This is a genomic window from Paenibacillus sp. FSL R10-2782 (genome assembly GCF_038592985.1).
In the GTDB taxonomy this organism is placed as follows: domain Bacteria; phylum Bacillota; class Bacilli; order Paenibacillales; family Paenibacillaceae; genus Paenibacillus; species Paenibacillus terrae_C.
Window position 1 is genome coordinate 4,164,454 of sequence record NZ_CP151951.1, and the last position, 17,074, is coordinate 4,181,527.

Consider the following 17,074-nt stretch of genomic DNA (forward strand, 5'->3'; position numbering starts at 1 on the left):
AGGCAACAATCATGAAAAAAGGCTTAAAGATAGCAACCATCGGTGGCGGCTCCAGCTATACTCCGGAATTAGTAGAAGGCTTCATCAAACGTTATGCAGAACTTCCCATTCGGGAATTGTGGCTGGTAGACATTGAGGCAGGACGCGAAAAGCTGGAAATCGTAGGGGCCATGGCCAAACGAATGGTGAAAGCGGCAGGCATTGATTGTGAAGTACATTTGACGTTGGATCGTCGTGAAGCCTTGAAGGATGCCGATTTTGTAACAACACAGTTTCGGGTAGGCTTGCTCGAAGCCCGGATTAAGGATGAAAGTATTCCGTTAAAACACGGTATGATCGGTCAGGAAACCAACGGTGCCGGAGGAATGTTCAAGGCCTTCCGTACCATTCCTGTCATCCTCAGTATCGTCGAGGATATGAAAGAGCTGTGTCCGAATGCGTGGTTGATTAATTTCACCAACCCTGCGGGTATGGTCACCGAAGCCGTGCTTCGCTATGGTCAATGGGACAAAGTCATCGGATTATGTAATGTCCCCATCGGAGCGATCAAAAGTGCATCAGCGGTGCTGGACAAACCGGAAGAAGAGCTGTTCTTTAAATTTGCAGGGATTAACCATCTTCACTGGCATAAAGTTTATGACAAAACCGGGGCCGAATTAACGGAGCAGGTGATTGAAGGGCTGTACGCACCCGGCGCAAAACCGGAAAAGGTCGTTGAAAATATTAGAAACATGCGTTTCCTGTATGATCAGGTTCGTCAATTGAAAATGCTGCCGTGTCCATACCATCGGTATTACTACATGACAGACAACATGCTGAAGGAAGAATTAGAGGAAGCCAAAACCGAAGGAACTCGGGGTCAAGTCGTCAAGCGTCTCGAAGAAAGCCTGTTTGAACTGTATAAAGATCCGAATCTGGATTACAAACCCGAGGAATTATCCAAACGTGGCGGTGCCCATTATAGTGATGCAGCCTGTGAAATTATTAATTCCATCTATAACAACAAAGGCACGCTGATGGTGGTTAGCACACGTAACAATGGTGCAATTGATGATGTTCCTTATGACAGCGCGATTGAAATTACCAGTGTAATCCGTGCGCATGGTGCTGAACCTGTAAACTTTGGCAAATTCCCGCCTGCACAGCGCGGCTTGCTGCAAGTGATGAAGGCGATGGAAGAATTGACGATTGAAGCGGCGGTTACTGGTGACTACGCAACAGCGCTGCAAGCCTTCACCCTGAATCCGCTTGTACCAAGCGGTGACATCGCCCAAACGGTGCTGGATGAGCTGCTGGAAGCGCATAAAGAGCATTTGCCACAATTTTTTGCGCATAAGGCGAAGGCGACAGTGTAAATTTATAAAGTAGTTTGTTCATGCTGGATGTATGACAGAACGGTCGTCTCCCTCAGCCTCGGATGGGATCACGACCGTTTTTTCATTGCACATCCACGTAGATTGTAGATGAACCTGCTACTATACGTCGTAAGAGGAATATTCTCCCAACGATTGAGGCTGCGAAATTTATGCTAGCACTGCTTGTGCTCCGACACTCCCCAAGGAGTTCTCATCCCACTACAACACAAAAAAAGCTCCTGCACAGGAGCTTTGAACTTCTAGCTATACGTCCCAGGAGGGATTCGAACCCCCGACCGACGGCTTAGAAGGCCGTTGCTCTATCCAGCTGAGCTACTGGGACAAAATGTATTTCGTAAAACCTTATGTATTCAGCGCATTGATTATTATATCACATCCATGTTCACTGTCACAAGCATTTTTTTCATTCGTACAGTAAACAGCCTGCAAAAGGAATCATTTGGACGCTGTCAGGGTATTATGTACAAAAGGGCCATGCTACGAAGGAGGTGTATGTCCGTGAGAGGTCTATTGTCATCACTTTGTTATTTCAGTATTTTTTTCGCCCCATTTCTGTTGCCTGTCATTGTATGGATTGCGGTACGGGACGAGTATGTTCGGGAACATGCAAAAAAGGCCATTTTATCGCACATTTTCCCCATGATCGCGGCGATTCCGCTATTTTATTTTATTGCAACGGCGAATCATGCAGGCTCTGTAATCGGGTTTGTGCTGCTATTCGCTGTGGTCTATCTCGGGGTATTTGTCTACAACATCTACAAAGGAATTATGACGCTCCGTGAAGCCGCATAAATCTAAAGAAGAAGCCTCCTGCATCCCGCGAGTTAAACGGGATACGGAGGCTTCTTTAAAAATTTTTAATGGACAAATTTATTTATTACCGAAGCGTCTAGGACTTTTTGGCACTTCATGCCTTACGTTTTTCTCAAGCACTTCTTCCGCAAATTCATTGTTATGAATATAACTGCTGCCCTTGTTCTTCTTGTATTTCGCTTTGCCGTCTATGATTTCCCCCTCCTTTCACGCGGATTCCGCGATGGTGCTGGAGCCCAAATCAACAAAAGCCGAGGCATGGCGCATCCTATTCTCATACGCCGAACTCCTTGGCAAATTCCGTGCTAAGCTGCCCATAGGAAAGCAGCTCCCTTTTAAACTTTTCCCGTTCTTCCCCAGCCGTAATGTGAGTGGAGTCGGTAAAAGCCTTATCCGTCACTTCCTCAAACGCGGAATGCAGGTTATTGTCGTACCAATCCAGCGCTAGATCGGCATCATTACGAATGATGCGTATCATGTCATAGCCTGCCTGACTGTCCTGCTGATTGGTGGCGGTAATGTAGACCAGCAGTTCCGGGTCATCTGCTGCACCAGGCCGCACCTCTACCTCTGCGCAGCGCACGCCGTCAAGCTCGGTGAAGCGGCGTATTTTAGCATCCTTGATGTAGTACATTGCCTTCCTCCTTCCTTGCGAATACACGGGTCGCCCCATTTGTAGTTTTCGGAACGGACAGACATTTTATGCTCCTTTTCGGCATATATACTGATGAACTGGGGATTTAGTTTGGTTTCATCCCAACACTGGATGAACACGACAAAGAGAGGATGAACATACATGTGCGGAATTACTGGTTTCATACAGTGGAACGGGGACTTAATGCATCAATCGGAGCTGCTGCTTAATATGACACAAACGCTCTCCGATCGTGGACCGGATGCTGCTGGCACCTGGATATCCAACCCGTGTGCCTTCGGACACAGAAGACTGAGCGTCATGGACCCGGACAACGGCGCCCAACCCATGATCCGCCAGCTTGAGGATATCACTTATACGATTGTATATAACGGGGAAATATATAACGCGCCTGAGCTGAAAAAAGAGCTGCAACAGCGAGGGCATATTTTCCGTACACAATGCGACACAGAGGTATTGCTTGAAGCCTACATGGAGTGGGGCCCTGATTGTGTGGATCGGCTGAACGGCATATTTGCCTTTGCGGTCTGGGACAGTGAGCGGGAGCAGGTATTTCTCGCACGGGATCGGCTAGGCGTAAAGCCGTTATTTTACAGCCAAGTCGGAGACGTATTCGTATTTGGCTCCGAGCCCAAAGCGCTGCTCCAGCATCCTGCGGTAGAAGCCGCAGTCGACGCCGAGGGATTGGCCGAAATTTTCATCATCGGACCTGCACGCACCCCCGGACACGGCGTCTATTCGTCCATGAAGGAGCTGCGCCCCGGACATACGCTAACGTACAGCCGAGACGGTGTGCGCATTCAAGCCTACTGGAAGCTGGAAAGCTTTGCGCATGAGGATAACACCGAAGAAACTGCACTCAAGGTGCGCGAGCTGCTGCTGGATACGGTGGAGCGGCAGTTGATTTCAGACGTTCCGGTATGCACCCTGCTGTCGGGTGGTCTGGATTCAAGTGCGCTGTCTGCGCTGGCTGTCGAGTATTACAAGCGTACCGGGCAGGGACAAGTTCATACGTATTCGGTCGATTATGTGGATAACGACAAGCATTTTAAAGCCCATGCGTTCCAGCCCGGAGCCGATGCCCCATGGATTCAGCGGATGGTCGATGAGCTAGGCACGAACCATCACTGGATCGAATTCGATACGCCCGAGGTCGTAGCAGCGCTGAACAACTCCACGCTAACGCGGGATTTGCCCGGTATGGCGGATGTGGATTCGTCGCTGTATCTCTTTTGCAGGGAAATTAAAAAGGGGGCTACCGTCGCTATTTCCGGCGAAGCAGCCGATGAAGTGTTTGGCGGATATCCGTGGTTCCATCGTGAGGAAATGCTCAATTCGGGTACATTCCCGTGGTCAGTTGCTCCCGACATGAGAGCCAGTCTGCTGTCTCCCGAGGTGCGGGACTGGATCAAGCCCTTGGAATATTTGAACGACCGCTACTCGGAAGCGGTAGGAGAAGTGCCGAAGCTGCCGGGGGAAACAGATAAAGCCGCGCAAATGCGCGTCATGTCCTATTTGAACATCACCCGCTTTATGCCTACTCTGCTGGACCGTAAGGATCGGATGAGTATGGGGGCTGGACTGGAAGTACGGGTGCCATATTGCGATCATCGGCTGGTACAGTATGTATGGAACATTCCGTGGAGCATTAAAATGACGGGCGGACGTGAAAAAGGTATTTTGCGCAAAGCGCTGGAGGGCGTATTGCCGGATGATGTGCTGTATCGCAAGAAAAGCCCCTATCCCAAAACGCATAATCCTTCCTATCTTGCTGCTGTGAAAAAGCAGGCGCTGGATCTATTGGATGATTCCTCCTCCCCGCTGCTCAAGCTGATTGATGCCCAAAAAGTACGGGATATCGCGGCCTCGCCGGAGGCATCCAGCAATCTGCCCTGGTTCGGTCAATTGATGTCAGGGCCTCAATTGTTTGCGTATTTGACTCAAGTGGATAACTGGCTGCGCACTTACAAGGTAGCGATTCGGTAAGGATAAGGCAAAAGCTAAAGTAGCAGGCTTCGAGGCAAAGAACGGCGGTGTTTTCTCGTCGTATATGGGAAATAAAGACGGGAAATAGTGAATGTCAAAAAGGCTATCCGCAGCTCATGACTGGCGGATAGCCTCTTGATCGTTATGTGTCTGGCCTGTTACTTATATCAAACTATGCCTGCGGATTCCCCAGCTTTTTCGCCAAGTCACGCAATGCTACGCCTCGGTGGCTAATGGCTTGCTTTTGTTCCAGCGTCAGCTCGGCCATCGTCTTTTCAAACTCCGGCAAATAAAACAACGGATCATAGCCAAATCCCCCGCTGCCTGCAGTTTCCGTTGTAATCCAGCCCTCCACCGAGCCAGTCGATTCCAAGGTCTCCCCTGTCTGCGGATTATACAGAATCAAGGTGCAGACAAATTGAGCCGGGCTTAGCAAAGGCTGTCCGGTATCATCACCAAGCTGCTTCGATTCCAGAACGTCAAGCAGCTTGATATTGTTTTCGTGATCGCTGGCACCTTCTCCGGCATAACGGGCCGAGTATACGCCCGGCGCACCGTCCAGCAAATCCACGCACAGGCCGGAATCATCAGCCAGCACAGGCAATCCGAGCACATCTCCGACCGCTTTGGCCTTTTTCAAGGCATTCTCGGCAAAGGTTTTACCATCCTCAACGACATCAGGAATGTCGGGGTAATCGTACATGCTTTTGACCTCCTTGCCAAACGGAGCAAAGGCATGTGCGAATTCACGCACTTTTCCCTTATTCTTCGTAGCGACAATAACAACCGGACCCTCCAGCAACATCAGACCCCAGCCCCCGCACGTCCTGCTCCGATCTTGTCTGCAATCGGTCCGAGCACCTCTTTTTGGCGCTCGATCATTTGCAGAATTCCTTGTTCACCCAAGCTGAGCAGTTGATCCAGCTCCTGACGGTCGAACGGACTTTCTTCACCCGTACCTTGCAGCTCAACATACTTGCCGCCGCCCGTCATCACGAGGTTCATGTCTACTTTGGCCTTGGAATCCTCTTCATAGTTCAGGTCGAGCAGCGCTTTGCCGCCAACAACCCCCACGCTGACGGATGCCAAAAAATCGGTAATTGGAAAAACAGGCAGCTTGTGCTGTAGCGCAATTTTATTCACAGCAATCGCCAGCGCTACGAAGGAACCGGTAATTGAAGTCGTGCGTGTGCCGCCATCCGCCTGAATCACGTCACAGTCCAGCGTAATCGTACGCTCACCCAGCGCCTGCAAATTTACAACCGAACGCAGCGCTCTTCCGATCAGACGTTGAATCTCCATTGTCCGGCCTGTCAGCTTTCCACGTGCAGCCTCGCGCTGATTACGCGTATGAGTCGCCCTCGGAAGCATGGAATACTCTGCCGTTACCCAGCCCTTTCCTTGTCCCTTCATAAAGGGTGGAACGCGTTCTTCCACGGTAGCCGTACAGATGACTTTCGTCTCGCCAACCTCTATAAAAACAGAGCCCTCCGCATACTTATTTACTCCTGCTGTCAATTTCATCGGGCGCAGCTCATCACCGTTTCGTCCGTTAGATCTACTCATGCTTTTTCCTCCTACGTCGTATGCAACCTGTTCTTATACGTTTATTTTACCAAAGTGTGCAGGCAAAAGCACCCCAAGGACGATTCGTCGCCCTTAAAGAGGAATTTCGTTAATGTGCTGGGGCTTGGCTACAGGCTCTCCATAATTCTGATTATTTTGTCCAATCACGCTTTTTTCACCGTTCAGCTCAATCCGGATTTTGGTTTTAACCGCATCCTCTGAATTGTCTGCCGCCGTCAGTACGACCGATTCCAGAAACTCGGCAGGCACCGCTTCTCCCTTGGCAAACATATCATCCGAGAGCGATACCGTAATCACGTTATCCTTGGAGCGTTCCACAGATTTCAGAGCCGTCTCCCCTGTCATGACTTCCTGTAGTCCATCCTGGGTCTGCGGCCCCTGGATCAACTGATGCAGCGCGGACTGAACACGATCTTTTTCCGGGGTGACCAGCCGTGTTACCGGCACATAATATTGAACTCCAGCGGGAGATGAAGATGAAAAATATACCGTAACCGGACTGGAATCCAGCGGCGTAACGCCATGACCTACCTCCAGATTAATGCCTACTGCACGGGTCAGGGGATGATCCAGCGGTGTGCCGCCAACAGGCATTTCGTTCAGCTTTTTGCCATCCACCCAGATTTGTACGCTTTGAATATCGGGACGGTCAGTCAGGGTCCAGGTCAAGCTCTCCATTAATTTGCGTTCTTCCTGTGCCTTGTAGCTGCCGAACGATTTGTTGAATTCGACGACTGCCAGCTTGTTCTTCTTGTCCACCGTCACACTCTTCACTTCTGTACCTTGGGGCAGCACGCCCTTGAAACCCTCCGGCAATAATCCGGCATACGGACCGCCCTCCACCAGCGTTTCCAGCGCCGACTTGGCATCCGCCTGCACATCACCTGTAGCAATCGGTAAGGATACCGGGGCCAGCAAACCGTTATGATCCTGTAAAAATACAGCTCTCAGTTGTCCAGTGCTGACGGGGGCTTTTCCGGTCACCGCTTTGATCATAGACTGCTCCGTCGTGGATGGCGGGGGATCAATAGACGCCGATTCATTGCCAAAAAGGCTACAGCCTGACAACAACAACGGCAGGGTCAGCAGCCCTACTACGGACGTCACGCGCAATGGATGTTTTATGTTCATAAATGAAGTTCCTCCCTAACAATTTTGTACAGATTGTACTAATATGTATACGAGCCTCGCGTAAAAAATAACTACTTTTTCATCCGATTGGACACACTGGTCATAATTGCAGTAACAATCAGGAACGATACGAGGAGGGGAACTTCAACTTTATGGACAAGAAAAAAGTGCCTTATAGCCTGAATAGTAAAAAGGTAGCCGATGCCACCCGCGAATGGCTGCACAAGCGTGGTGTAAACATTACGGAAATCGCAGAGCTGGTCATGCTTTTGCAAAAAAAATATTACCCGAATTTAACGATGGAGGAATGTATTGAGAATGTGGAAAAGGTACTGATGAAACGCGAAGTCCAAAATGCGGTGCTTACGGGCATCCAACTGGATATCCTTGCCGAGCAAGGCGCTCTCCTTCCCCCATTGCAGGATATGATCGAAAATGATGAAGGGCTGTACGGAGTGGATGAAATCTTGGCCTTTTCCATTGTAAATGTATACGGCAGCATTGGATTTACGAATTACGGTTATGTGGACAAGCTTAAACCGGGCGTGCTGGAACGACTGAACGATAAAAGCCTGGGACCGATCCATACGTTTCTGGACGATATTGTCGGGGCCATCGCTGCTTCGGCCAGCAGTCGTATCGCGCATCGCAAGCAGGCAGAACGCGAGCAGGAGCTTGGGGAGGAAAGCGCCCCGAATACAACCCGTTAAATAATAACTCGCTAAATAACGACGGTTAGAATACAACAGATATATGCAGGGTGAGAGGAGAACAAGACATGGCTGGAGTAGCGTCTGTGCGCTTGACCTGTATATAAGCAAAAATGCCGGGTCTGATCTTCAAATGAGAAGCGATCAGACCCGGCGCATGGGGAAAACTAACGTAATGGTTACAATCTGATTTATTTTTGTGGGCGCAGTGCACGTTCTACAATTCCCAGCGTGGATTGACGAGAGAAGAACCGGGACACCTGAGCTACCCAATAGTTTTGACGACCGGAAATGATGTGACTACGCCCCTTTTCAAATGCTCTCAGCGCGTTCTTCACAACGGTTTGGGGAGTTTCCCTAACTCCAATTGACGCTTCACTTGCGCCAACAATATCAAAAAACGGCGTTTCTGTTGAGCCTGGACAAAGCGCCAGAACTTTAAGCCCCCGTTTCCGATTTTCTGCCCATAGCGCTTCAGTAAAAGAAAGCACAAATGCTTTGGTTGCTCCATACACCGCCATATACGGATCGGGCTGAAATGCGGCTGTGGAAGCCACATTGATTAATCCGCCATCCCGGTTACGCAATAAATCAGGCATAAATGCATGGGTGATATCGACTAAAGCAGCCACATTGAGCATGACTTCCTCATGCTGCCGTTCTCCTGAAACCTGCTCGAAGTATCCATAGGTGGCAAAGCCGGCATTGTTAATCAAGAGATCCACCTTTAGTTGATGTTTTTGAACCTCCTGATGTAATGTTTGCGGCGCTCCTGTCGCGGAAAGATCAAGTGCGATGACTGTTGTCTTTACATTGTATTTAGCAGAGAGCTCCTCAGCCAACGCCTTCAACTTCGTTTCATTACGTGCCACCAAAATGAGATTGCATTTTTGAGCTGCCAGCGAATAGGCAAAGGCTTCCCCAATACCGGATGATGCACCTGTGATCAGAGCTGTTTTGTTTGCGTACATAAACATGATTATTAACCTCCGTAGTATCATTGTTTTATATAAGAAACATTGTTACCATTGCTACAAAATGAGCTGAAGTCATCCACTATGACGACCTCAGTACACTTCATATTTTAAGATTGGGATGAGGGTGTTTTAAATGCTGGGAGCGTATTCTTTAGTGTAAATGCATACACCTCTTGAGCCATGTCTATATCTGAAAAATGACCAGCAAACTGAAGATGTATGACTCCGTGTAAAGCAGACCAAAACATCCGGACAACCAGCAGCGGATCATGTTCTTCCAGTTCACCCTGCTCCATACCGTGTATGATGGTTTGCAGGATTTGAGACAGGGCCGTTGTCGTGCCCTCCAGACTCTGTTCATCCGGCTTAAAATCAGATAAAGCCCCACCAAACATCATTTTGTAATAGGCCGAATGAAGCTGCGCAAATTGCCAATACGCCCAGCTTAGAGCTTCCAGATCAGCGAGTACGTTATCGGTCTTCGGAACTTGTTGAAAGGTTTCGGCCAATAGCCGACATCCATCCAGATACATCTCATTGGCGAGACCATCCTTGCTGCCGAAAATACTATAAATAATTTTGGTGGAGCAGCTTAATTTCTGGGCAACTCGTCGTACAGTCACAGCCTCTGGCCCTTCTTCCGCAAGAAGGATACATGCCGCATCAATGACATTTTTACGAAGCAATTGCTGCTGCTGTAGCTTCACTTCCGAATAGGTTTTATAGGGATGCGATGGCTCGGACATTTTTTAATGCACTTCCTTACTATTTTTAACATAGAGTTTGAACATGGTCTTTCCGGAAACGTTGTTACCAACAAGAATCATAGTATTCTAAATCTGATTTTTTGTCAAATCCTAAAATCGCTACAGCATCAATAGGCAATGCCTACCCGTGTGTGTAGAAAGTCAGTGCTACTCAACTGACGATAGGTAAAATCGGCCGTGTCAGCGGTGGAAATTTGTGTGCCCCCCTCGGGCAGCAGATCCTTTTCCACGCGATATATGCCCGTCCGCGCTCCGTCCGGCAGATAGGTTGGGCAGACTATCGTCCAGTCCAGCGCTGAATCGCGCAGCAGTTCGTACACCCAGCGGTGTTCCTCAGCCGCACGGGTGCTGCGCCGCCGGGTCTCGGAGGATTCATACCGATACAAGCATGGCTCCGTCCGACTCTGCAAAATCCCTGCCGTCCCTACTGTAATGAGCCGGGAAACGGACTGCTCCTGCATAAGCCGGATCAGCAAACGCATATTCACGGATAAGGTCGTGGTTCCGTCCGTATTCAGCGCGCTGATGACTGCTGTCGTCCTGCCCTCCAGCGCTTGTGCTACATCCTCAGCATGGGTCGCATCTCCTTCTACGATCTGAAGCTGCGTTCCATATCTTAATTTGTATGCCTCCAGCTTGTCCGATGAACGAACAAGGGCTGTAACGGTATGACCGTCTGCCAACGCGTATTCCAGGATAAAACGCCCCACGCGACCGGTAGCCCCCAGCAGCAATAAATTCATATCAGCCTCTTTCCCGGCTTGGATGCCGTTGGTCCTTCTGTTAACTTTCCGCAATTATTTCCCGCAAAGTGGATAGAAACGCGCGGTATGGTTCGTCTCGCTCATCGAGGCCCGACCACGTCGCTCCAGTTCCACCAGATGGGCCAGTGTTTCAGACATGGCAAACCGCAACTGGTGAATACCCAGCTTGTCACTGAATACAGCGATACACAGCTCATAGGCTGTACTGCCCTCTGGCTGGATCAACTCATGGAACTTGTCCAGCCGTTCTTCATGATGCTCCAGCAGCGCCTGCGTCCGTTCACGAAAGTACCCAAACGGATTACGATGCCCCGGATATGCCCACGCTACCTCCAGCTCGCCAAGACGCTGCAAGCCGTCTAAAAAAGACTGCAAGGGCTGGGCATCGCTCCCTGGCAACAGACTGATATTAGGCGAAATCCTCGGTAAAACCGCGTCACCGCACAAAATAACGCCGCTATCCGGCTCATACAAAGAGACATGTCCAGGCGCATGCCCCCCTGTCTCAATGGGCAGCCAGCTACGTCCACCCCATTCCAGACGGGCAGCCTGCCCGACAGGAATAACAGTGATGTCAGGCTGTGGATTCACTTGCAGATGAGCCTGCTGCATGTGCAGCTCCAAGGCCGCTACCTGCTCCACAGGAAAGCCGTGACGGACAAAAAAGCTTGGCAGCCTCTGCTCCATCGGCATAGAGATATCCGCTTGTAAATCTGGGCGACCCCACATCATCATCGCTTCCTTATGGCTCCGCGCTGACATATGTACACGAGCCTGACCTTGCTGCTGCATCCAGCCCGCCAAGCCGTAATGATCCGGGTGATGATGAGTCACGACAATGTCCGAGATATCACCGAAGGACATCCCCAGCTCCTGGAAGACATGCTCCCATTCCTCCTCCGTATCCGTACTGCGCGGGCCGGGGTCTACGATCGTAAATCCGTCCTGTCCCTTCAGCACATAGCTGTTCACCCACCGCAGCGGAAAGGACATGGATATTTTGACCTGAAAGCCTCCATCTATTCGTTCACACGGCGTCAGCTCCGGCATCCTCATGGCTTCCCATCCGCCTTTCCGTATTAAGCACGCACGCCGACAAAAATCATTCGGGGCGATGCATTTTCGATATATTTATCTTCATTATAGCTTCCATGTACCTGCTCTACAGACAGTCCGGCTTCCTCCAGCAAAGCACGAAATTTTTCATACGGGTACAGCTTGACACGTTCATGATACACGCGTGCAGGCTCTTCATCCGCTAATCCTATTGAACGAATGGCGATCTGTTTTTTTACAAATCCGTCCTCGATAACCCGATGCTCCTCAATCTGATTTCCTTCATCCTCCCGTGATGAATGCGGCACCAGATGAGCAGCTACGTACGCAGGATTCAAATAATCTATAATAAAACGTCCGCTCGGCTTCAACAGCCGATAAATTTCTTTTAATACTTTAAGCTGCTCCGTGTCCTCCTCAAAGTAACCGAAGGAAGTAAACAAATTCACCACCGCATCAAAGCTTTCCTCCAGCGGCACCTCTCTCATATCGCCCTGATGCCAGCTTACCCGTCCTTCGGGATCGGAAGCATGTGCCTCACGCAGCAGCACACCGGACAAATCCACGCCCGTTACCTTATAGCCGGCATCGGCGAGCGCAAGCGAATGACGTCCCATGCCACAGCACAGATCCAATACGCTGGATCCCTGCGGTAATTTGAGCCAAGAGATCATTTTCTGCACTTCCTGATAGGCCCCCTGAAAATCGCGATGCTTGTATACTAATAAATAATCTTCCCCAAAGCTCTGCTCATACCATTCTGCCATATTGTTTCTCCTCCATGAACTCATTTCACTCTATTACATACTATATTAGCTTTTTAAAGCTGGAACTCAAAAACATTACGATTAAGGCTTTTGCAAAAATCCACAAAGCGACTTATATTAAATATTCGTAGGAACTTCATACCAGCTTCATGCGATTCATCCCATTTTATCATTAAAATGAATCAAGGGAACGCCTTTTGATGCTATTCATGAAGGAATGGAGCGGCAACGTTATGATTCAAATCGGACTTACGGGTTGGGGCGATCACGATGATCTGTATCCGGTCGGCACCAAAGCCAATCAAAAATTAAGCGTCTATGGAAGCCATTTTTCAGTGGTGGAGATGGATAGTTCTTTTTATGCCGTGCAGCCCACAGATCGTATGGCACGCTGGGCGACCGAAACCCCTGACTCATTTTCATTTCTCGTCAAAGCCTATCAGGGCATGACCGGGCATACGCGCGGCAAACAGCCTTATTTCAAAACAACTGATGCCATGTACGAAGCATTGCATACCTCCATACACCCTCTCCGCGAAGCGGGCAAGCTCAAGGCTGTGCTGTTTCAATACCCGCCCTGGTTCGACTGTACACGCGAGAACGTCGCCGTACTGCGGGACACGAAAAAAAGGATGGGAGAGGTCCCATCCGTACTTGAATTCAGACATCAAAGCTGGTTCACACCTGAATTTCGAAAGCAAACGCTAGCATTTATGCGTGAGGAAGGCTGGATACACAGCGTATGCGACGAGCCGCAGGCGGGACTGGGGTCCGTCCCGATTGTGCCGCAGGCTACGGACAGCAATCTGACAGTGGTACGTCTCCACGGACGCAATGTGTCCGGCTGGAATCAAAGCTCCGCACCCAACTGGCGAGAGATTCGTTACCTGTATCGGTATAATGAGAGTGAGTTGGCCGAATGGAAGGACCGATTGCTGGAGCTAGAGCAGCAAAGCCGCGAGGTGTGCGTTATGTTCAACAACAATTCAGGTGGAGATGCCGCCGCTAACGCCAAGCAGCTCATGACCATGCTCGGCATGGAGCCTAAACCCTTTCCACCCCGCAAGCCACCGGAAGAGGACAATGGACCGGAACAGCTCGAACTATTTTGAAGGGCGGGCTGAGGATGAAAGGTTTTGAATAGCACTCCTTAGCTTGCGCTCGTTATCCAGCAAATACGGGTCCTCAGGCAAATATCGCAAAGCTTTTTGGTTATGCTCATATGAAGCGTCCAGCTTGCCCAGATTGGCGCAGCAATGACTAAGTCGTACATGCGGCAGCCAGGAGTAGCAGGGCAGCGGAACAGCTCTCAAACCAGACACACCCTGCTGCTCCAGTGCTTTTTCGTACCAATAGGCGGCTATGCTCCACTCTTTTCGTGTAAAAAACCAGTCACCGATCATGCAGCACAGGTCCGCTTGCGGCACATCATATCGGAAGGAACGCAGCAGAATATCCAGTTGTTGCTCTGGCTCCCCGAGATGAAGATAGCATTCCGCCAACCTTACGCAAGCGGTAATCCGGTCCTCCCGGTAGCCGCTCGGCTCACCCAGCAGGCGATTGAACGCCTCTGCCGCCTCGGCATATTCCTTGCGATCAAAGCACTCATTTGCGTGAAAATACAGCAGTCGTCCCTCCAGCTTGTCGGTCTCGCTGATCCAGCGGGCAAGAATACGTTGATTACGGAGCGTGTGATCTTCCATGCGGCGGTGCGTTACAGCCACATCTGAATGGACGATTCGCCCCTCGGGTATCACCAGATCCTCATGCAGACGCCCTGCCCAGCGGTATTGGCGCTCCCTCTTTACGAGACGAATACGGCGCGAGGTGAACAACGGCTCACCCTGCTCACCTTCCGCCAGATGGAGTGGCATCATCACCGCGTCGATGTCCGTAGCCGTAGACAAATGCCGCTTCAAGGAACGCAGGCGCTCCCGATCTGGCTCCAGCAGCACATCGTCCGCATCCAGCCACAGGATATAGGAACAAGTGGCCTTGTCGAACGATTCGTTGCGGGCGGAGGCAAAATCGTCGTTCCAGTCGAATGTATACAGCCGATCCGTATAACGGGCTGCAATGGTCTTCGTCTGATCCGTGGAACCAGTATCCACAATGATCATTTCATCCATCAGGTCCGCCACCGAATCCAGACACCGGGCAAGCGTCTGCTCCTCGTTTTTCACAATCATACACAAGCTGATGGTGACGGGAGGTTTAGTTATAGAGCCTTCCGCGCTACAGCTATGCGTCTTGGGCATTTCCGTCGTCATGACTTCAACCCATCCCCTTTACCGTTGGCTGTATTCCCGGTCTATTTCCCAGTAGACCCGCCATCAGTATATGCACCTTTCCCTTCACCCTGCGCCTTGCCTACCTGTTCAGGACGTGCAGTCCTCTCCGCTGGCAAAGCCCGTTCCTCCATATGCCGGATTCGCTGTACCGCCTTGTCAAGCGCTGCCTTGCGCTGATTCATTTTGCGAACATGCTGCTGCTCCACCAGCCGGAATTGTTCCTCGTCTAGCTCCATCCAACGGGCCAAATGCTCTGCCCCCGGATTGACTTCGCGCATATCTTTCGATTTTTTGCGGCCTGCGAAGCACAAATATTTGTGATGCACTTCCAGCGCTTGTTCATCAACATAAGGATATAGCACACGGGACAGGCTCCCGGCATAGTAGGTCCGCTTGTGATCGTGAAACGGATGATATCCGTAGGGTACGGAAAGGACGAGCGTCCCTTTTTTATGAAGCAAACGGTAGGCTTGTGCAAGCAATGTATGAGGGTGTGCGTAATGCTCCAAAATCTCGCCTAAAATAATCGTGTCAAATCCGCCGGGAGGACGTTCGAATAGAGAAATATCCTTTAAATGAAAATGAACCCTTCCCCGAACAGGTGCAGATTCCTGACGAAGTTCTTTTTTTGCATATGAAATACTTCCCTCTTCCAAATCAATGGCCGTTACCTCAAAACCTTCACGCCCGAGCAAAATAGACGTTATCCCCTGACTACATCCAGCATCCAGCACAGTATGACCCTGCACATGGCGGCAAATCCAGTGGATTCGGCTACGGGTAGCCTCATGGGATTCCTCCGAGTTAATCTGCCCGTAATAACGCTCATTCACTTGATCACGGTTAGCCAACAGCGGTGGCCCCCCCTGCATCGGGTTGTCCCAGAATCACGACATGCCCACCTGTGCAATGCACCGTCGCATTGCGTGTATCGAACACCAGTGGCGCATGGTCGACCAGTTGCTGGTAATCCAGCACCGAATGATCCGTCGTGATTACGACGATATCTGCACTTTCCCACAGTCGGGAATCCGCCACACGAGATGGGATGACCTCGCTGTTCAGCTTAAAGCTCTTTACATACGGGTCGGTGAAGCTCACCACAGCACCCATCTCCTTTAGGCGCTCAAACAGGACAAGAGCAGGGGATTCCCGAACATCATCAATGTCTTTTTTGTAGGCAACGCCCGCTAAAATGATCTCGGCCTTGTTCATGGCTTTGCCCTCCTTGGCAAGCAGAGCTTCAATTCGCTCCGCTATATACAGTGGCATACGCCGATTCATACGGTCTGCCAAGTCCACAAATTCCAGCGGAAACCCATGCTGTTCGGATTTCCATGACAAATACAGCGGATCGATCGGAATACAGTGCCCCCCGATACCAGGCCCCGGATAGAACGGCATATAGCCGAAGGGCTTCGTTGCTGCCGCATCCAGTACCTCCCATATGTTGATGCCGATTTTCTCACAGGCCGACGTCAGCTCATTGACCAATCCGATGTTAACGCTGCGGAACGTATTCTCGAATAGCTTCGCGGCTTCCGCAACGGTTGTCGAGCTGACCGGAACCATTTGCTCCAGAAAGGAGCCGTAAAAGGCTACTCCTGCTGCCAAGCAATCCGACGTACAGCCACCGATCACCTTGGGCGTGTTCCGAATGTTAAAATAAACACTGCCCGGATCGACGCGCTCCGGTGAAAAACACACGTAAAAATCCTGACCTATCGTCCAGTCCCTGCGCTGTTCAATCACTGGACGGATCAGTTCCTCCGTTGTTCCCGGATACGTCGTGCTTTCCAAAATGATTAGCGTCTGTTTACGCAAATAGGGGATTGCCTGGTCGATAGCCGTTTCAATATAAGAAGTATCCGGCTGATGCTCATCCGTCAGTGGCGTAGGCACACAGATGACAACGATATCCGAATGCTCCAGCACCTTAACATCCGTAACCGGATACAGACGCTGCCCGATCAGCCCCTCCAACGCATCATCGCCAATATCTATGATGTACGATTGTCCTTGAAGCAGCTTGGCTACTTTGGCCGGATCTGAATCCACACCGTACACCTCATAACCAGCTCGTGCCATTTCCACAGCCATCGGCAGTCCCACGTAACCAAGGCCGATCACCGCAACCTTTACCGTGCCTTTGCTTATTTTATCTATAAGTTGCAAAATACCCACCTCTCTCATC

General features: G+C 50.4%; 17 protein-coding genes and 1 tRNA gene. 5 read left to right on the top strand and 13 right to left on the bottom strand.

Translation table 11 applies throughout. From position 1 onward, the window contains the following. The first annotated feature begins 11 nt into the window (after positions 1-11). A complete protein-coding gene (locus tag NST83_RS18805; protein WP_342415254.1) occupies positions 12-1,355 on the top strand; it encodes a 6-phospho-beta-glucosidase in 1,344 nt (447 codons plus the stop codon). 269 nt (positions 1,356-1,624) lie between these two features. Here NST83_RS18805 and NST83_RS18810 read toward each other — a convergent pair. Further along, positions 1,625-1,698, bottom strand: a tRNA-Arg gene (locus tag NST83_RS18810). 176 nt (positions 1,699-1,874) lie between these two features. Between NST83_RS18810 and NST83_RS18815 the strand changes: the two genes are divergently transcribed. Next, entirely contained in the window at positions 1,875-2,168 is a 294-nt protein-coding gene (locus tag NST83_RS18815) for a DUF4870 domain-containing protein (RefSeq protein ID WP_137060014.1), read from the top strand. A 295-nt stretch (positions 2,169-2,463) separates the two neighbouring features. Here NST83_RS18815 and NST83_RS18820 read toward each other — a convergent pair whose 3' ends face one another. Then, on the bottom strand, positions 2,464-2,823 hold the full coding sequence (locus NST83_RS18820; RefSeq protein WP_137060214.1) for a hypothetical protein: 360 nt from the start codon (positions 2,821-2,823) through the stop codon (positions 2,464-2,466). Positions 2,824-2,985: 162 nt separating this feature from the next. Here NST83_RS18820 and asnB point away from each other — a divergent pair, with 162 nt between their 5' ends. Further along, positions 2,986-4,830: an asparagine synthase (glutamine-hydrolyzing) gene (asnB, locus tag NST83_RS18825; RefSeq protein WP_342415255.1), complete on the top strand. Its 1,845-nt coding sequence runs from the start codon at positions 2,986-2,988 to the stop codon at positions 4,828-4,830. A 172-nt stretch (positions 4,831-5,002) separates the two neighbouring features. On the opposite strand, the gene NST83_RS18830 is transcribed toward asnB, so the two are convergent. The 3 genes from NST83_RS18830 to NST83_RS18840 all read right to left on the bottom strand — a co-directional run bounded on the left by NST83_RS18830 (position 5,003) and on the right by NST83_RS18840 (position 7,548). Then, positions 5,003-5,635: an XTP/dITP diphosphatase gene (locus tag NST83_RS18830; RefSeq protein ID WP_044648295.1), complete on the bottom strand. Its 633-nt coding sequence runs from the start codon at positions 5,633-5,635 to the stop codon at positions 5,003-5,005. Then, positions 5,635-6,396 carry a ribonuclease PH gene (gene rph, locus NST83_RS18835; protein ID WP_137060018.1) on the bottom strand — a complete coding sequence of 254 codons (762 nt, stop codon included), beginning with the start codon at positions 6,394-6,396 and terminating at the stop codon, positions 5,635-5,637. Before rph ends, NST83_RS18830 begins: the two co-directional genes overlap by 1 nt. Positions 6,397-6,489: 93 nt before the next feature. Next, positions 6,490-7,548 carry a GerMN domain-containing protein gene (locus NST83_RS18840; RefSeq protein WP_137060019.1) on the bottom strand — a complete coding sequence of 353 codons (1,059 nt, stop codon included), beginning with the start codon at positions 7,546-7,548 and terminating at the stop codon, positions 6,490-6,492. 152 nt (positions 7,549-7,700) lie between these two features. Between NST83_RS18840 and NST83_RS18845 the strand changes: the two genes are divergently transcribed. Continuing rightward, entirely contained in the window at positions 7,701-8,258 is a 558-nt protein-coding gene (locus tag NST83_RS18845; protein WP_342415256.1) for a phosphatidylglycerophosphatase A, read from the top strand. A 191-nt stretch (positions 8,259-8,449) separates the two neighbouring features. Here NST83_RS18845 and NST83_RS18850 read toward each other — a convergent pair whose 3' ends face one another. The 5 genes from NST83_RS18850 to NST83_RS18870 all read right to left on the bottom strand — a co-directional run bounded on the left by NST83_RS18850 (position 8,450) and on the right by NST83_RS18870 (position 12,589). After that, positions 8,450-9,235, bottom strand: a complete 786-nt coding sequence (locus tag NST83_RS18850) for an SDR family oxidoreductase (RefSeq protein ID WP_137060021.1) — start codon at positions 9,233-9,235, stop codon at positions 8,450-8,452. 107 nt (positions 9,236-9,342) lie between these two features. Next, on the bottom strand, positions 9,343-9,981 hold the full coding sequence (locus NST83_RS18855; RefSeq protein ID WP_342415257.1) for a TetR/AcrR family transcriptional regulator: 639 nt from the start codon (positions 9,979-9,981) through the stop codon (positions 9,343-9,345). 128 nt (positions 9,982-10,109) lie between these two features. Next, positions 10,110-10,745, bottom strand: coding sequence for an SDR family oxidoreductase (locus NST83_RS18860; protein ID WP_342415258.1), 636 nt, complete (start codon positions 10,743-10,745; stop codon positions 10,110-10,112). 54 nt (positions 10,746-10,799) lie between these two features. Continuing rightward, the gene (locus tag NST83_RS18865; protein ID WP_342415259.1) at positions 10,800-11,822 is read right to left on the bottom strand and encodes an MBL fold metallo-hydrolase; all 1,023 of its coding nucleotides are present in this window, start codon (positions 11,820-11,822) and stop codon (positions 10,800-10,802) included. Between the two features lie 23 nt (positions 11,823-11,845). Further along, entirely contained in the window at positions 11,846-12,589 is a 744-nt protein-coding gene (locus NST83_RS18870) for a class I SAM-dependent methyltransferase (protein ID WP_342415260.1), read from the bottom strand. Positions 12,590-12,822: 233 nt separating this feature from the next. Between NST83_RS18870 and NST83_RS18875 the strand changes: the two genes are divergently transcribed. Beyond that, positions 12,823-13,701, top strand: a complete 879-nt coding sequence (locus NST83_RS18875; protein WP_342417998.1) for a DUF72 domain-containing protein — start codon at positions 12,823-12,825, stop codon at positions 13,699-13,701. Here NST83_RS18875 and NST83_RS18880 read toward each other — a convergent pair. The 3 genes from NST83_RS18880 to NST83_RS18890 all read right to left on the bottom strand — a co-directional run bounded on the left by NST83_RS18880 (position 13,693) and on the right by NST83_RS18890 (position 17,073). Beyond that, positions 13,693-14,811 carry a glycosyltransferase family 2 protein gene (locus tag NST83_RS18880; RefSeq protein ID WP_342417999.1) on the bottom strand — a complete coding sequence of 373 codons (1,119 nt, stop codon included), beginning with the start codon at positions 14,809-14,811 and terminating at the stop codon, positions 13,693-13,695. The two genes, NST83_RS18875 and NST83_RS18880, sit on opposite strands and share 9 nt — an antisense overlap. Positions 14,812-14,900: 89 nt before the next feature. After that, on the bottom strand, positions 14,901-15,731 hold the full coding sequence (locus tag NST83_RS18885) for a methyltransferase domain-containing protein (protein WP_342415261.1): 831 nt from the start codon (positions 15,729-15,731) through the stop codon (positions 14,901-14,903). Beyond that, a complete protein-coding gene (locus NST83_RS18890; protein ID WP_342415262.1) occupies positions 15,724-17,073 on the bottom strand; it encodes a nucleotide sugar dehydrogenase in 1,350 nt (449 codons plus the stop codon). The genes NST83_RS18885 and NST83_RS18890 overlap by 8 nt, the downstream gene beginning before the upstream one ends. Between the last annotated feature and the right edge of the window lies 1 nt (position 17,074).

What these genes read in the sequence shown, in the direction of transcription:
- NST83_RS18855 (WP_342415257.1), bottom strand. Translation starts at nt 9,981, where the DNA reads ATGTCCGAGCCATCGCATCCCTATAAAACCTATTCGGAAGTGAAGCTA.
- NST83_RS18820 (WP_137060214.1), bottom strand. Translation starts at nt 2,823, where the DNA reads ATGTACTACATCAAGGATGCTAAAATACGCCGCTTCACCGAGCTTGAC.
- NST83_RS18850 (WP_137060021.1), bottom strand. Translation starts at nt 9,235, where the DNA reads ATGTTTATGTACGCAAACAAAACAGCTCTGATCACAGGTGCATCATCC.
- NST83_RS18875 (WP_342417998.1), top strand. Translation starts at nt 12,823, where the DNA reads ATGATTCAAATCGGACTTACGGGTTGGGGCGATCACGATGATCTGTAT.
- rph (WP_137060018.1), bottom strand. Translation starts at nt 6,396, where the DNA reads ATGAGTAGATCTAACGGACGAAACGGTGATGAGCTGCGCCCGATGAAA.
- asnB (WP_342415255.1), top strand. Translation starts at nt 2,986, where the DNA reads ATGTGCGGAATTACTGGTTTCATACAGTGGAACGGGGACTTAATGCAT.
- NST83_RS18865 (WP_342415259.1), bottom strand. Translation starts at nt 11,822, where the DNA reads ATGAGGATGCCGGAGCTGACGCCGTGTGAACGAATAGATGGAGGCTTT.
- NST83_RS18890 (WP_342415262.1), bottom strand. Translation starts at nt 17,073, where the DNA reads ATGAGAGAGGTGGGTATTTTGCAACTTATAGATAAAATAAGCAAAGGC.
- NST83_RS18860 (WP_342415258.1), bottom strand. Translation starts at nt 10,745, where the DNA reads ATGAATTTATTGCTGCTGGGGGCTACCGGTCGCGTGGGGCGTTTTATC.
- NST83_RS18870 (WP_342415260.1), bottom strand. Translation starts at nt 12,589, where the DNA reads ATGGCAGAATGGTATGAGCAGAGCTTTGGGGAAGATTATTTATTAGTA.
- NST83_RS18830 (WP_044648295.1), bottom strand. Translation starts at nt 5,635, where the DNA reads ATGTTGCTGGAGGGTCCGGTTGTTATTGTCGCTACGAAGAATAAGGGA.
- NST83_RS18840 (WP_137060019.1), bottom strand. Translation starts at nt 7,548, where the DNA reads ATGAACATAAAACATCCATTGCGCGTGACGTCCGTAGTAGGGCTGCTG.
- NST83_RS18805 (WP_342415254.1), top strand. Translation starts at nt 12, where the DNA reads ATGAAAAAAGGCTTAAAGATAGCAACCATCGGTGGCGGCTCCAGCTAT.
- NST83_RS18845 (WP_342415256.1), top strand. Translation starts at nt 7,701, where the DNA reads ATGGACAAGAAAAAAGTGCCTTATAGCCTGAATAGTAAAAAGGTAGCC.